This window comes from Colwellia sp. PAMC 20917 (assembly GCF_001767295.1).
Taxonomy (GTDB): domain Bacteria; phylum Pseudomonadota; class Gammaproteobacteria; order Enterobacterales; family Alteromonadaceae; genus Colwellia_A.
In genome coordinates this window covers 1,962,211-1,976,595 of record NZ_CP014944.1, presented here as the reverse complement: position 1 = coordinate 1,976,595, position 14,385 = coordinate 1,962,211, and the positions used below count along the sequence as shown (strand labels likewise).

Genomic DNA, 14,385 nt, shown 5'->3' with positions numbered 1-14,385 from the left:
AAAAATTCGGATAGGTTATATGGTATACATCAAATTATTTTAACTCAATGTATCCCTATCACCACCCGAATAATATTAAGCGAATTTAAGTGGTAAATTATCAAAGCTATATAGGTAGGAGGTAATATTTTTATTAAGTAGAAGTAGAACTGGAATTGGACGTGGCCATATCATAGGGAATACTTTCTAAAATATTCCCTATGATATGTTTTTAGTTAATTCAAAATGGCAACATTTCGGTTTGATAAAAGAAAGTCTGCCAAATCTTGAACCGCGACAAAAACGGGTTGCTTACGGCCAACATTACTTTGAATGGTAACAAGCTGTAATTTGGTAACAGTGCCGTCATTATATTTTGCCATCGCGGTTTTTTCAGATTTCCAATTTAAATAATCTGCAGCTATTCTAGTATAAGGTATGATTGCAGTACCATATTGTTGCATTAATGATGACATTAACATCCAACGGCCCATAGGATTTAAATCGTTAGTCATGTCATTTGATTTTTGTGAGTTTTTAGTTCTATTACACATTATAATTTGTTCCTTTTCTTTTTTAAGGTATTCAAATAAATTCGCTAAAGAGCGTGTTGGCACAACATTTAGCTCAACGGAGTTTGTAAAATCTTTTGGTAATGCACCTGAATTCAGGTGCTTTTTGAAGGCTGCAGATTCCATTTTAAAATATCGAGTAGCAACATAATTTAAAGGAATATGAAATTGACCATCATGCTCAAGCATGAGAAGTTCAAAAGTTTCTGATAGTTTCAATTTTTTGCTCTAGGTTCTATAAATATTGAAGCAATTCTCTCTTGAAACTCTTTTATTGCAAAATCAGGGCTTATGCTTAAATTATTTTTCTAAACTCAAATTTTTCTTGAATTCCTATTGCTCCAAATTCGAATTTGAGCATATTGCCATCATTCGCACAGTGACGATTTTTTGTATTAACAATGCTTATCACTGTTTTATTGTCTGCACGTTTATCGGTGTGATGTAATACTAAAACTGCTTTATCTAACGCCCGTAGTTCATCTAAACAGTCATTATAAAAATTCCAGTCATTTTGCACAGTCTCCTCTGCAGAACGATATAGTGATGAAATATTATCCAAAATGATCACTTTTGAATTTTCAATTTCAGGCTTTAACTTCTCAAATCCAGCCTTAGATGATAAATCAGGCATACCACCTTTAAAGCTTCGTTTATGAATTATTTTAAGAAATCCTTCTTTGGGGCTAACACCTAATGAATTATAAATTAGTTTAAAACGTTGTTGGATCTGGTATTCACTTAGCTCTGAGTCTATATATAAAACTGACTGTGCCTCATCAATTGTCGTGCCTAAGAACTTACTACCTGTGGCTATACAAGCTGCAGAGTATTGAGAAAAAAATGTTTTAGCATCTCCAGCCAGTGAGCAAAGCATTGTTGATTCACCGCCAACTAAAAAATTAGGGATGATTACACAAGGAGGTATAATTTTTTTATTAAGTATCTCGTTAATACACGTTGAAATTTTTGTTTTATTGGATATATCACTGGCATTATTATTTACATTAATCATGTTATTTTCTTTTGTTGTAGTGTCGAAATCAAAAGCAAGTTGCTTCATTTTTAATATTTCTTAATTGTTATCGAATGGAATCAATAATTAGTTTCAGCTACAACAAATTCTTCCTGTTTATAGGCATCATTATTAATAAAGTTTTTTTGCCACCAGTGAACATACGTTAAACCAACGGCCCCCTGTGAAGGGGGTCGTTGGTTTAACGTATGTCTAACTTGAAAAGCTTAAATAAAGACACTCGTTGCAAAGCATTGAGTAAACAAAGCCTTTTCGCAAGAAAAGTAATAAATCGCGGTAGCATTAAATATCGAAGATTATTTTATGTGATAGCATTTTGAAAAAATAAAACGTGCCCCGAAAAGAGCAAGGCGAGTGAAGCAACTAGGTTTCGGTGTGTTTACCTCCGAAGTTCCCCGAAACATGGTTGCTTCACTCCCGAGAGGGCAGTGAGGGGCACTAATCTACTATGTTATTGCTGAAAGCAATATCTTAGCGAAGTGTGACGAGTCATATGTAGCAAGAAGTAGTGGATTTATATCTTGAATTTTCTCCTTAATTTGTTTTTATTCATTACCTTTTATCGCTTGTCTGTTAAAAATCCATTTCAATTAATAAACCACGGGTAATTCGCTTGCCTCAGCACTATGTATTAAAAAATACTAAGGAGTAGATATGATACAGAGAAATGAAAGAGGCATTCTTGAACGGTATATTAAATCGCTGTCAACACAAGCTAGGCACCAAGCAAAGCTTTTTAGCTTACTTGATTGGATTTATCGTTTTGGTTTTACCTCACCATCAGTTATAGAATTACTTTGGGCAGTAGACCGTTCAGTGGTAAATAGACTGTTACGTCGATATGAGCGAGAAGGCGTTATTGCTGAAGTAGCAACTTTTGCTTGCCGTGACAAAAGGGTGTTTCTGCTAAAACCTCAAGGAGTTCGTATGTTAGAAACTTTACACAATCAAGATTTAAAGTACTCCCAAAAGAAATCAACATTATTATTCAAAACACTAACTCATGATCTCATGGTGCAAGCTGTTGTTGCTCAGGGGGTTAAGCAGGGAAAGTACGTGTTTTTTATTACTGAAAGTGAGCAAGAAAAAGAAAATCTTGGAAAAAAAAGAAGATTTGACGCAATCGCATTTGACGGGAGTGAAATGGTCGGGCTCGAAATCGAAGCAAGTTCAAAAACAATTCCTAATCGACTTGATATTTTAAAACGCTATAAATATGCCATATCAGATGAGGAAAGAGTGAGTAAAATTTTGATCATCTCTCATAAACGTCGTTTTGTATTAGATGCTGAACGTATCCATAATAAAATATTTATAAAGCCAGAAAATAATTTGAATAAAGCTTTTTTTGATAAGCATGTTAAGTATATTTACAATCAAGACTTAATGTTGATGTTGTACCATAAATTTTGGATGCATTAACTTGCTAAAAATTTAAAACACTAAGGGCGCTATATTCAGCGCCCTTAGTGTTTTTTATGTCGTTTTTTTTAGTAAATGTCCAGTTAAGTACAAGGTGTCGCTTTAGAGCATACTGTTCATAAAACCACTAGAGGTGTTGAGGTTTGCAAACCCAACTTTAATAAGTCACTAATTAAAAATTAATGAGCGCGGCTTGCAAAAGCTGCGAGGTGTTTCTTGTACAAAAATATATAGGTTCACTGTAGGGAAATTTCTTAGCTATCAAATGCTTTACAAAAATTATTCCTTTATTGAGGTAGAACAAGTTTTCATTTTCATGTAGATTAATACTGATTGTAAAATAAATGTAACAAAGGAGTGTGTATGGAGTTTCTTCTCCGGATTAACAGAATGATTTTAGCCTTATTCAATGGAATTGAAAGCTTGTTAATACTGCACCCGCACTCTCCGAATTCTAATACACAAATTAAACAAAAAATTTGAAGTTCTTTCTATCAAATATCATCAAAAGATTAATGCTTAAAATGTAATCAAGTCGGTAGATGAACTTTTTAGGCATTGAGTGCTAATAATATACTGAAAGAATAATCCAAGAAATTAAAAACTAAATTTAGTTTGAAAATTTAGTTTGAAAATTTAGTTTGAAAATTTAGTTTCGAATACCAAAAAACGGTAGTTTATTAAAACTTATCAAAAAATATACCTTATAAAATGGAGATAATAATGAAAATATTAAAAAGTACTATATGTATCGGGTTACTTGCTAGTTGTGTTTCTTGTGTTTCTCCAAGCTCTATACCAACAGAAGAAATTTCAACTTTAGAAAAAATGGGGCTAGATAATCCTCAGAGAAGTATGGCTGGATATGCTCATTGGACAAGCGATATTGTTAAAGTCACCAACTTAGATACAAAAAAGGTAATTTATAAGCCAAGTGAATGGGAATTAGTTAATCCATTTGGTGATATGTATCTAAGATTAACTCCTAGTCATTACCAAGTAGTAACCAGATGCACACATTCCTCAGACAAAAATAAGCGAAGCGGAAGATTTGACGAACTTACCATTGAAGTTAAAGGAAATGAAAAAATGAAGCTAGTAGTAAATGCTGGTGGTAATTCTTGCACTACTAACATAAAGACAACTACATACACTTCTGAATCATAATTATCATAAAAAGAGAATAAATTAATAATGAACAAAGTTAAAAAATCCTTAATAGGTATTATTTTATCCCTCCTCCTATTCGGATGTAGTAGTACTTTTTACACAACAACTAAACTTGAAACTGTTGATTTAAGCCAAAGTCGTTCATTTTCAGATGCTATGGATAGCATGGCTATACAGTTTAATACAACCTTAAACCCTATAACTAATCAATTTGGCAATGTATTGTTGCTTACCTATAAGTCTAATGTAAATAATAATGATGCAAACAAACTCAGAACAGATCTTTTTTATGGCTTTTACCCACAACTAAAAAAAACTTGTTCCAGTGGTTTTGGAAGTTTTGGTAATTTAGATGCTGCATATTTAGAAGGGTTATTTGATACGAAACGATATAATATTTCTAATGAAAATGCGGATATGTTAAAGGATCTGCCCGATGGTACTATTACTGTTCAGGGTGGAAGAGAAGTTCATTGGAAAGGGATGCGTTATTTTAAAGGAGTACAATCTCGCAAGGGAGCTAAACTCAATCAAGTATTACCTCCTGAAAATAATAATGATATTAGTTTAATAGCAGGGCGTGGGGGGTATAAATTTTCAGATAGTAAAACATATGGGGTAAAAGATTACGCAAAGTCAGTGCTCAATGATTATGGTTTGAAAGTATCTTTGAGTGATGCATTTATTTGTTCAAAAGGTGGAGAACTTCAAGAAGCTATTATTGTAGGAAGTAGTCGATATGGAAGCCCTAACCCTAAGCATTATGTCTTATATTTAGATAAAAAAATCTTAACTAAATTTATTAACAAGCACTTAGATAGTGCAGTTAAATATGCATTAGATGTAAGGCTTAAACAAGATATAAAAAATAAAATAGAAATTAAAAAGTATAAAGTTTGGGCAGAAAATAAAAAAATTGAAGATGAAAATAAAAAAATTAACGCTAAAAAAATTGCAAAGTCCTTCGAAAAAGTATGGTCTCAGCGATCTAATGAAACTTACGAGCTAGGTGATAAAATTTGTTCTTATTCTGATAATAAGATGGGTTACATTGAACAGCTAGGAGTCAATAATTTTAAAATACTTTGGAAAGGAAAAGTGAAAAAGGCTAATGGCTATTTCTTTGGGAATTACAGCAATATGATGGATTATTTACTAAATAAAACTAAGTTTAATTATATAAGTATGAATGATACAACATGGGAAAATAAGGATAACTTTGCACCTTGTAGTTTTAGCTTATAATTAAAATTCACTATATAACACAGGAAATTAGAGTATTGCTAAATTAATTTTTGCAATTAAATAAAGTTTCATAAGGTTATTGCAAATAATAACGAGCCAATTAAGGCTCGTTATGTTTGCGACTTTATTCGCTGTGCTCAATAAAACTATGGTATGACATCTCCCATTGGTTTTTTGTAGAATTAGAGAAAAAAGCGTCTTGATTTAAAAAGAATACTTCTTTAAATGCAGATTCTATAACGTGCTCCTTGCAGTAAAATTCAATTTTTTTATTGAATATGTGCATCACAATATCAATGTGTGCAACATCAACATATTGTTGTTGCAGTGAATTTGGTAGAAGCGTTTGAAGCTGCTTACTAATTGAAAAACCGTTGATGCCAAAATCTCCGAGGTGCAGATATACACCTTGCTTCGACTCAGCATCGAACGTCAACACTACACGTGCTCTGTCTGCCCACGAAGAACGAGATTGGCGCGTGTATATTTTATAGAACTCAATTGCTGTACTCATTGTTATTACTCATAATAAATGGCCTATAAGTAAATATGTGCATAGTTAGGGGAATTACTACCTATACCCGTTATTAGACCTCAGGAGTCATTGTTCTCAAATGAGGTAAGATAATAATCTAGGCGGCCATCATAAAGTTGCTTTGCATCGTCGTTTTGGTTTGTTGTATCAACTCTAAATTCTTAATTATATTTTTAGCATTAAGTTTTTTGTAAACACTTCTAATCATTTGATAGTCTTTGTGACCAGTGAATTCAGCAACTAATACTTCTGATAACCCCATCTCTAAAAGTCGTGACACACCTTCTCTACGGAGATCTCGTTGTTGAAGGCCTATAATTCCAATCTGTTTCATTACCTTTGGAAATATAGATGAAAGTGATCTACCTTTGATATTAAAAATTGAGGTGTTATTTTTTACATTTTTTGACTTTAATTTATGCAAAACTTTTTTAGCTAACCCCCACAGCGGAATACTTCTTGGTTCTTCATTAGTTCCAATACTACCTCGCACCGTGTTTTTACCAGAATTGACATGAATGCACTCGTTTACAAAATCTATATCGCCCCAGGTTAACTCTGTCAGTTCTGAACTTCTTAGTGTTGTTTCAATGTACAAAATAATCATAGCTGCGTAATTATTTTTTACTTTACAGCCTCGCTGGTACTTCCAAAACCCACGAAGTACCTTACGAAACTCGCCTTGTAAAAGTCGACGAGATCGGTTGGGAGCATCTGCAATAAAGCCGTCGCGTTTAAGTTGAGAATAGTGATTTCTGATCATGCTATCAGTGATCGGGATTTCAAGCATTCCCGCGACCTCACGGATTGCTCTCATTGCACTACTAATATCAACTCTTACTGTTGATGCTCTACAGGTAGTTAAACGTTGTAAGCAAAATTCTTTGAGGCTCTCGAAATCAATCTTGCTCACATGAATGTTTGCCAAGTCATAATCTTTAATTAACTTTAAAGAACCACGAGAGGTTATTGATATCGGATTTGGTGCATCAACTTCATGATAAAGATAATAGTCAATGAATTCTCTTAAAGGCGAGTCTTCAGTAAGTGATGGTTTATCAAAATTACAAAATATAATGTTCCTCCCATTTGAGAGGGAATTTTTGTAAGGAGATTTCTGTTTTTCAAGTAATTGTTCAAACTTATGTTTAGTTTGTTGTGCCCAATTGCTGGCTTCTTGCATTGTATCAAAAGTTTTTGACTCGCACTTTTTAGAAGCAAATTTATTTTTTTCTCTTACTCTGACTTTATATCTTTTTGTATCGCGAGACTTTACTGCGGTGATATCAAAATATGCCATGGATAAATGTCCAATTTAATTACAATGCAAGTAGTCTAAACCTAGGGCTTAAAATGCAAAAACGGGACATTAGGCTTACTTTTTGAGTTTATATTTATTATTTACTCTAACTGTTTGAATTTATGTTAGGAATTAATTTTAAATTTTTATCAAAATAATTTTTAAAATGCTCTGGTTGAATCGAAACATATACTTGCCAAAGAATGTTTAAATCTTTATGCCCTGTAATTCGGGCCGTTTCCTCTACTGATAAGCCGTGTTCGATCAGTCGACTTGCACCCTCACGTCTTAAGTCGTGATAACGTAAACCAGTAATGCCTATCTTTTTACTGGCCTTTCTAAAGCCTGCGGTTATAGACCTTGAATTAAAAGGGAAAATTAGTTCACTAATCTTAGGTTGTCTTACTAGAATACTTAAAGACTCACCTAGAAGTGGTAATATAGAATTGTTGCCTAAGGAGCCGTTAGGATTCTTTCTATTTCTAATCATAATAGTTTTACTATCAACACACAGATCTTGCCAACGTAAGCTAGAAAGCTCTCCAATGCGACAACATGTCAAAATCGAAATTAGAAAAATATCACTGTAAGGGATGAAACAGCAGTGGTGTTTCTCTTTAATTTTTAATTCACTTAACAATTGTTGTAATTCATTACCTTTTAATCTTCTTTCTCGCTTGTTTGATCGGGCGATAAGCTTTAAGTCATGAAGAGCAGGGTACGCATCAATTACCGGGCGGTCATCAATGTTGATGTTAAACATAGGCTTAGCAATGCGTAAAACCTTTCTGATGCAACTTACATCGATGGAAATAGTTTGTGGTGATGGCTTAGTTGATTCTCTCTTTCTTGCTAAGCAAAAATCTACAATGTCAGCCGAATTCATACGGGTGACGAGTAATTTAGCTATTGGGAAGCTACGAATTTGGCGAAGTGCGTAATAGGCAGTTCGTCCTAATGGTTTGTCAGAGCTTTGCTTTCGTTCTACATACTTATGAATTAACTCTTCCAAAGTACAATCAATAAGATCAAAAGGCTGGTTGGTTAAATTTTTTTCAACTTTATGAATCGTTTCTTTCGCCCAACGTGTTGCAGCTACTTTGGAGTTGAAAGTCTTGCTCTTAGAAAAGGTCACAACCCCAGACTCTTTTGTGCGAACTCTTGCACAATAAACTATTCCGTTCTTTCTACTTCTTTTGTTAATGGTATAATTAGCCACAATTTTAGCTCCAACAGTTCCCCCTAAAGGGGTTTTAGTTCCCCCAGCGTGTGATTTAAAGGGGAGTTGGTCGCGTAATATCGAATATTAAACTAGCGGATAAAGCACATTTTCTCCAAGCAAGTTTATGAATAAAAAGAGGTTTTTGTTAAATTGACTAAGAATGAATATTCCCACAAACTTTCCGTTGCTCCAATGCTCGATTGGACTGATCGCCATTGCCGTTATTTCTATCGTGTTATGTCAAAGCACACTGTGCTATACACCGAAATGGTGACTACTGGCGCAATTATATTTGGTAAAGGTGATTATTTATCCTTTAACAAAGAAGAGCATCCTGTTGTACTGCAATTGGGGGGAAGTGATGTTAAAGCCATGACAGAGTGTGCGAAAATGGCTGAACAGTATGGTTATGATGAAATTAACATTAATGTTGGCTGTCCATCTGATCGTGTCCAAAATGGTCGCTTTGGTGCTTGTTTAATGGCTGAACCTTCTTTGGTCGCTGACTGTGTCAATGAAATGCAAGCGGCAGCCAATATTCCGGTTACCGTTAAATCGCGTATCGGTATCGATGACCATGACAGTTATGAGTTTTTACATAATTTTGTTGATGTGGTCTCTCAAGCTGACTGTAAACATTTTATTATTCACGCACGTAAAGCTTGGTTAAGCGGTTTAAGCCCTAAGCAAAATAGGGAAGTTCCCCCCTTGATTATGGTCGTGTTTATCAAATCAAAAAAGACTTTCCACAGTTACAAATTTCAATTAATGGCGGTATTAAAACCTATGATGAGGCGAATGAGCATTTAGCTCATATTGATGGTGTGATGATAGGTCGTGAAATTTATCAAAACCCTTACATGTTAGTTGAGGCAGACAACGCGATTTATCAAACAAATACGGATATTCTTTCTCGTGAGCAAATCGTTGCAGAGATGGCGCGCTATATTGATATTCATATTGCTAACGGCGGGCGTGCTTGGCATGTTGTTCGCCATATGCTTGGACTCTGCAATGGTTTAGCGGGTGCTAGGCAGTTTCGTCGTTATTTAAGTGAGCAATGCAGTGGTAATGAAGTTACCAGCCAAGTTCTTTTTGATGCGTTCGCACAAGTGACCCTTCCTGCAGACGAGTAATTTTCTGTTTTGTGTACCGATTTTGGGAAATTGTATCCCTAAATCGGAATACTATTTATCTTGCCGTTTAGCGATAAATATAATGTTATCGCTATAATTATTAATAATTGGCTTTTTTGACCACTTTTCTTTTATTTAGTCTTAAACTTTATTTTTATGATAGAAGCATAGATTAATTAATCCTATAAAACTCAACCATTTAATTTTTTTTTGATCTCTGGCACAACCTTTGTAATAGATATTACGACTTAACTATTATAAAACTTGGAGAACAACATGAAAACATTATTGATCACCACATTAACTACCGCTTTATTATCTTTTAACAGTTTTGCAGACAACACCACAGACATCAAAACTATCGCTAATCTGATGGTTAAAACAGGCATTGAACAACTTAATACAAAATTAACGAGTAACGTAAAAGATAAAGTTCAGCCAGATATCACGATGTCAGCTTTAGCCAACAACAAATACTCCCAAATTTTAGTGGCTAAGCTTAGTAACAAAAAGGGTACCCAACAAAAGAATACCGCTAAAGCAGCGGATGAGTAAGGAATTGATTATGCCGAGCTTAGAGCTAATTTTTACGTTATTGATGTTACCTGCTATATTTTTATTGGCAGCGTCTTTAGTGGTAAGCCTAGTAGAAAATAACCGTGATCAATCATCAGCCGAAAAACAAGCCGCAAGCTAAACGCAGGGAATTTGTTGTACCCTGCCAATTTATATTTTTTTTCGACTGTACAACTATCGATTTATTCGTTATTTTTTAAGTCTTATTCAAAAATGAATGACGCTAACTATGCCTTCGACTTTTCAGCAAATAATATCGTGCCGTCAGCTGCATGATTTGCTTTTTTCTACACTCCATTTAACCGGAGACTCTGCAAAACCATTATCAAATATAATACTGCTTGATGCGAGTATCCCACCCGTTGGTAATATGCGCTCGCCAGAAAAAAAATGGCCAGACTTTACGCTGCCTTATGCCAAGCGATTCGATTTAAATAAAAACTTTTCTGATTTATCAAATCCACTTCCCCACACTATGCCAAGTGCTGAACATTTTCAGCAGCAAGCGCGTGCGTTAGGGGTAATGACAGACAGTCAAATTGTTGTTTACGATGACCAAGGCTTATTTTCTGCAGCGCGTGCTTGGTATATGTTTAGAGCAATGGGGCATGAAAATGTTGCTGTACTTAATGGCGGCTTACCCGCTTGGTTGGCATCAGGGTATCGTGTTTCATCAAGGACATCTTCCGTTACTAGCCGTGGTAACTTTATCGCTACATTTTGTAAAGAATACTTTTATAGCAGCCAAAATATAGAGCGTAACCTTAACTCTCAAGAACACCTTATTGTTGATGCTAGGGCTAAAGAACGCTTTGAGGGCAAAGTTGCTGAGCCACGCGAAGGCATTCGTAGCGGTCATATTCCCTCTTCTGTGAATTTACCCTTTAATGATTTATCGCATGATGGCTGCTTGCTCACCAAAAATATTTTAAAAGAAAAATTTAACGCTATTAATAGCGAAAATAAACCAATGGTGATGAGCTGTGGCTCTGGGGTAACCGCCTGTGTTTTAGCGTTAACCGCCGAAATGTGCGGTTATAAGCACGTAAAAGTTTATGACGGCTCATGGAGTGAGTGGGGGGCAGGTGATTATTTTCCGGTAGTCGTTACTCAATAATTCAACGCTCATCTTAATAAAATCCCACCATGTTATGGGTATAGTCAAATTAACTAATTAATTTGTGAATTTGACTATATTTTCGTCTGACATATTATGTCTCCTTTCTTTCTATAATCACTGCCTTTATAAAACACCTTAATAAACAGTGGTTTAATTTATTTTGCTGGGTTGGCATGTCACTTGTAATAGAAAACATAGTAGCAAGTTAAGCATTAACATTTTGGTTAATACTTAATGAGTCATTAAATTAAAATACTAATAGCAGCGCATTTGCGCAGGAGAATGGATTATGGGCATGTTTTCACGTTTTACCGATATTATTAACGCTAACTTAAACAATATGTTAGATAAAGCTGAAGATCCTGAGAAAATGGTTAAATTGATCATTCAGGAAATGGAAGAAACCTTGGTTGAAGTACGCTCTACTGCAGCAAAAAATATAGCAGAAAAGAAAACCTTAATGCGTAAAATAGCATCGCTAGAAGCCAGTATTAATAATTGGCAAGAAAAAGCCGCATTAGCCATTAATAAAGGGCGTGATGATCTTGCGAAGTCTGCGCTCCATGAAAAGCAAAAATGTTCAGTACAAGTCAATGAATTCCATGATGACTTAGCGCAACTAGAGATTTATTTGAGTGCAGTACAAGAAGACGGTCAACGTTTACAAGAAAAACTTCAAGAAGCTAAACGTAAGCAAGACGCTTTTGCATTACGCCAAGAGTCAGTTGAAGTACGTTTAAAAGTGCGTGAAAGAGCGATTGTCTACAACATAGATGAAGCCATTAATAAATTTGAACGCTACCAACAAAAAATTGACCGAGTAGAAGCTGAATTAGAGTCTTATGACTTTACCGAGAATAAAGATCTCGCCAGCCAGTTTCGTGATTTAGAAACAGATGAATCTATTGAACAAGAATTAGCCGATTTAAAAAAGCAAGTTGTTAATGGCTAAGCGACAAAAAACTAGGGGGCATTACATGATACATCATAGTGGCTATTTCATAATGATCATGTGTCTTGCTCCCGTATTAACTTTTTTTGTTGGCGCAGGACTATTAACTTTTTTTACAAAACAGCGGTTAGAATTAAGGAATAAATGATGAGCTATCAACGTGAGTATTCAGTGAAAAAAACTTTAACAAAAGATGTTGCCCATAAAAAATTATCAGGCGTTTGTGCGGGCATCGCAAAATATTATGACTTACCAAGAATAGCTGTTCGTATTGGCGCTATTGGTGCTTTGCTTATATTTCCGTTAGCTAGCGGTGTTGCTTATGTGGTTGCGGCGATACTATTACCCACCAAGCATTAATGGGCAGTATTAACTTAAAGCGATAGCGAGTAAATAATATTTACCGATAGCTGTGCGTAAAACTAAGTAAGCAGGAGGAATTATGTCATTTTTTAAATCATTAACATTAGCAATTTTTGCAACCTTATTTTTAACCTATGCATTAGGAATAAGTTTTATAGAAATGTTTAATGTCGACCTTCATGTTGGTGATGAACTCATTGATCCTTTAAAAGCGATTAGTGTTTCAGCAATTATTATGGTTATTCTTGTCATGGTGGCATTTGCAATTGTTATGAGTGTGTTTGGTTCATTAATTTTTATCGGTATGATGATTTTTGGTGCGGCGGCCTTTGTGATGATTGGTATATTTTGGCCCGTTATTTTTATTGCTGTTGTTATTTGGTTAATGGCAGGGGACAAAAAGCAAATCGCCTAAAGATGAAACCCCCGCAAATTTTGGCTGACTATTTCACCTTTAAGATTTATTTTTTTAAAAAAATTGCGCTAAAATATTTTTACATTGCTGCGTTTTTACTAAACGTTTAAATTCTTTAGCTTCGTTATCAATGACCTGTTGCATAGTCAATTGAGCATGTTGTTTCATCAATTTTCTACTGGTCATAACAGAATCATGAGGTAATTTAGCAATAGTATTAGCAATATCGCTAGCTATTTTTAGTAAATCTTCCGGCATACATATTTGATTAATAAGACCGTAATCTAGTGCTTGTTCGGCAGTAAATTGCTTGCCAAGTACTAAAAGTTCAAATGCTTTGTTATGACCAATACGCAGGGGTAACAACAGGCTAGAACCAGCTTCAGGTGAAAGACCTAACTGAGTAAAGGGTAATTTAAATTTACTATTGTTTGCCGCTATGATCATGTCACAATGTAATAACAAGGTAGTGCCAATACCTATTGCCGGGCCAGCAACAGCGGCAATAAGAGGTTTATCAAATATTGTTAGTGCTTGTACAAAATCTAATGCTACTAATTCATCATCTTGTGAGCATTGTAAAAAGTCATCCAAATCATTACCTGCACAAAAACAGTTTTCATCGCCTTGAATAAGCACACAGTGGATAGTTGAATTTTCGCTCGCATGTTTTAGAGCAGCACATAAGTCGATATACATACTTTGATTAAGTGCATTTTTTTTATGTTTACGGTTAAGAGTCACGGTAAAAACATGATTGTTTTCTTGGCTAATAATTAAGTTATCCATTTTGCTCCAGCTTAGTTACAATGTTAAGGCAATAAAAATAATCTGTCTAAAAAAGGAAGTATAGCGAGAAATGAATAAAATATGTTTTATAGCCATTGTATTATCTTTTACGTTAATCAGTATCAATAGCGATGTTTTTGCTGTTGAACACGATAGTAATATTATTATTGACGGGCCTTATGTGAGAGCTAGCATACCTGGAACCAGTATAACTTCAGCTTATATGTCGATTGAAAATAAAAATGATGAGGCGCTAATTTTAACAGGAGTCAGTGGCTTGTTTTCCGATAGAATTGAAATTCATCAACACACCATGAGTGATGGTATGATGAAGATGCGACAAGTTGAACAATTGACAATCGAAGGGAATAATAAAGTGGTCTTGCAGCCTATGGGCTATCACTTAATGATATTTAACGTTAAAAAAGCCTTGTTACCTGAAGAGGAACTTTCATTAACATTGCACTTTAAGCAGCAAAAGGATCTTGTCGTAACCATTCCGGTGCGAAGTATTAAACAAGAAAACCCAGCTAAAAAACAACACCATTAGGAG

The 14,385-nt window shown here is 34.7% G+C and carries 16 protein-coding genes and 1 pseudogene; 11 read left to right on the top strand and 6 right to left on the bottom strand.

Translation table 11 applies throughout. The annotated features are described in order from the left end of the window. Nucleotides 1–215: 215 nt before the first annotated feature. Both A3Q34_RS08485 and A3Q34_RS08480 read right to left on the bottom strand, forming a co-directional pair. Nucleotides 216–770 carry a pyocin activator PrtN family protein gene (locus A3Q34_RS08485; protein ID WP_070374967.1) on the bottom strand — a complete coding sequence of 185 codons (555 nt, stop codon included), beginning with the start codon at nucleotides 768–770 and terminating at the stop codon, nucleotides 216–218. Nucleotides 771–846: 76 nt separating this feature from the next. Beyond that, the gene (locus A3Q34_RS08480; RefSeq protein WP_070374966.1) at nucleotides 847–1,614 is read right to left on the bottom strand and encodes an AAA family ATPase; all 768 of its coding nucleotides are present in this window, start codon (nucleotides 1,612–1,614) and stop codon (nucleotides 847–849) included. A gap of 627 nt (nucleotides 1,615–2,241) precedes the next feature. Between A3Q34_RS08480 and A3Q34_RS08475 the strand changes: the two genes are divergently transcribed. From A3Q34_RS08475 to A3Q34_RS08465, 3 genes are all read left to right on the top strand, one after another. Then, nucleotides 2,242–3,009: a MarR family transcriptional regulator gene (locus tag A3Q34_RS08475; protein ID WP_070374965.1), complete on the top strand. Its 768-nt coding sequence runs from the start codon at nucleotides 2,242–2,244 to the stop codon at nucleotides 3,007–3,009. Nucleotides 3,010–3,732: 723 nt separating this feature from the next. Then, a complete protein-coding gene (locus A3Q34_RS08470) occupies nucleotides 3,733–4,176 on the top strand; it encodes a hypothetical protein (protein ID WP_070374964.1) in 444 nt (147 codons plus the stop codon). 27 nt (nucleotides 4,177–4,203) lie between these two features. After that, a complete protein-coding gene (locus A3Q34_RS08465; RefSeq protein ID WP_070374963.1) occupies nucleotides 4,204–5,424 on the top strand; it encodes a hypothetical protein in 1,221 nt (406 codons plus the stop codon). Nucleotides 5,425–5,548: 124 nt separating this feature from the next. Here A3Q34_RS08465 and A3Q34_RS08460 read toward each other — a convergent pair whose 3' ends face one another. The 3 genes from A3Q34_RS08460 to A3Q34_RS08450 form a co-directional block, all read right to left on the bottom strand. After that, nucleotides 5,549–5,938, bottom strand: coding sequence for a hypothetical protein (locus tag A3Q34_RS08460; protein WP_070374962.1), 390 nt, complete (start codon nucleotides 5,936–5,938; stop codon nucleotides 5,549–5,551). 118 nt (nucleotides 5,939–6,056) lie between these two features. Further along, on the bottom strand, nucleotides 6,057–7,259 hold the full coding sequence (locus tag A3Q34_RS08455) for a tyrosine-type recombinase/integrase (RefSeq protein WP_070374961.1): 1,203 nt from the start codon (nucleotides 7,257–7,259) through the stop codon (nucleotides 6,057–6,059). Between the two features lie 106 nt (nucleotides 7,260–7,365). Then, nucleotides 7,366–8,478, bottom strand: a complete 1,113-nt coding sequence (locus tag A3Q34_RS08450) for a tyrosine-type recombinase/integrase (RefSeq protein ID WP_070374960.1) — start codon at nucleotides 8,476–8,478, stop codon at nucleotides 7,366–7,368. 195 nt (nucleotides 8,479–8,673) lie between these two features. Here A3Q34_RS08450 and dusA point away from each other — a divergent pair. The 7 genes and pseudogenes from dusA to A3Q34_RS08420 all read left to right on the top strand — a co-directional run bounded on the left by dusA (nucleotide 8,674) and on the right by A3Q34_RS08420 (nucleotide 13,043). Beyond that, a pseudogene (dusA, locus tag A3Q34_RS08445) lies at nucleotides 8,674–9,617 on the top strand (tRNA dihydrouridine(20/20a) synthase DusA). Between the two features lie 276 nt (nucleotides 9,618–9,893). Beyond that, on the top strand, nucleotides 9,894–10,172 hold the full coding sequence (locus A3Q34_RS08440) for a hypothetical protein (RefSeq protein ID WP_070374959.1): 279 nt from the start codon (nucleotides 9,894–9,896) through the stop codon (nucleotides 10,170–10,172). A 10-nt stretch (nucleotides 10,173–10,182) separates the two neighbouring features. After that, complete coding sequence (locus tag A3Q34_RS21085; RefSeq protein ID WP_269447186.1) at nucleotides 10,183–10,314, top strand: hypothetical protein; 132 nt, start codon at nucleotides 10,183–10,185, stop codon at nucleotides 10,312–10,314. A 108-nt stretch (nucleotides 10,315–10,422) separates the two neighbouring features. Continuing rightward, nucleotides 10,423–11,310 (top strand): sulfurtransferase, encoded by an 888-nt coding sequence (locus A3Q34_RS08435; RefSeq protein WP_083277949.1) that lies wholly within the window; start codon nucleotides 10,423–10,425, stop codon nucleotides 11,308–11,310. 292 nt (nucleotides 11,311–11,602) lie between these two features. Beyond that, nucleotides 11,603–12,265, top strand: a complete 663-nt coding sequence (pspA, locus tag A3Q34_RS08430; RefSeq protein ID WP_070374958.1) for a phage shock protein PspA — start codon at nucleotides 11,603–11,605, stop codon at nucleotides 12,263–12,265. Between the two features lie 144 nt (nucleotides 12,266–12,409). Continuing rightward, a complete protein-coding gene (locus A3Q34_RS08425) occupies nucleotides 12,410–12,625 on the top strand; it encodes a PspC domain-containing protein (protein WP_331710950.1) in 216 nt (71 codons plus the stop codon). An 82-nt stretch (nucleotides 12,626–12,707) separates the two neighbouring features. After that, complete coding sequence (locus A3Q34_RS08420) at nucleotides 12,708–13,043, top strand: hypothetical protein (protein ID WP_070374956.1); 336 nt, start codon at nucleotides 12,708–12,710, stop codon at nucleotides 13,041–13,043. 54 nt (nucleotides 13,044–13,097) lie between these two features. On the opposite strand, the gene A3Q34_RS08415 is transcribed toward A3Q34_RS08420, so the two are convergent. Beyond that, the gene (locus A3Q34_RS08415; protein WP_070374955.1) at nucleotides 13,098–13,832 is read right to left on the bottom strand and encodes an enoyl-CoA hydratase/isomerase family protein; all 735 of its coding nucleotides are present in this window, start codon (nucleotides 13,830–13,832) and stop codon (nucleotides 13,098–13,100) included. A 70-nt stretch (nucleotides 13,833–13,902) separates the two neighbouring features. Between A3Q34_RS08415 and A3Q34_RS08410 the strand changes: the two genes are divergently transcribed. Then, nucleotides 13,903–14,382: a copper chaperone PCu(A)C gene (locus A3Q34_RS08410; RefSeq protein ID WP_070374954.1), complete on the top strand. Its 480-nt coding sequence runs from the start codon at nucleotides 13,903–13,905 to the stop codon at nucleotides 14,380–14,382. Nucleotides 14,383–14,385: the final 3 nt, after the last annotated feature.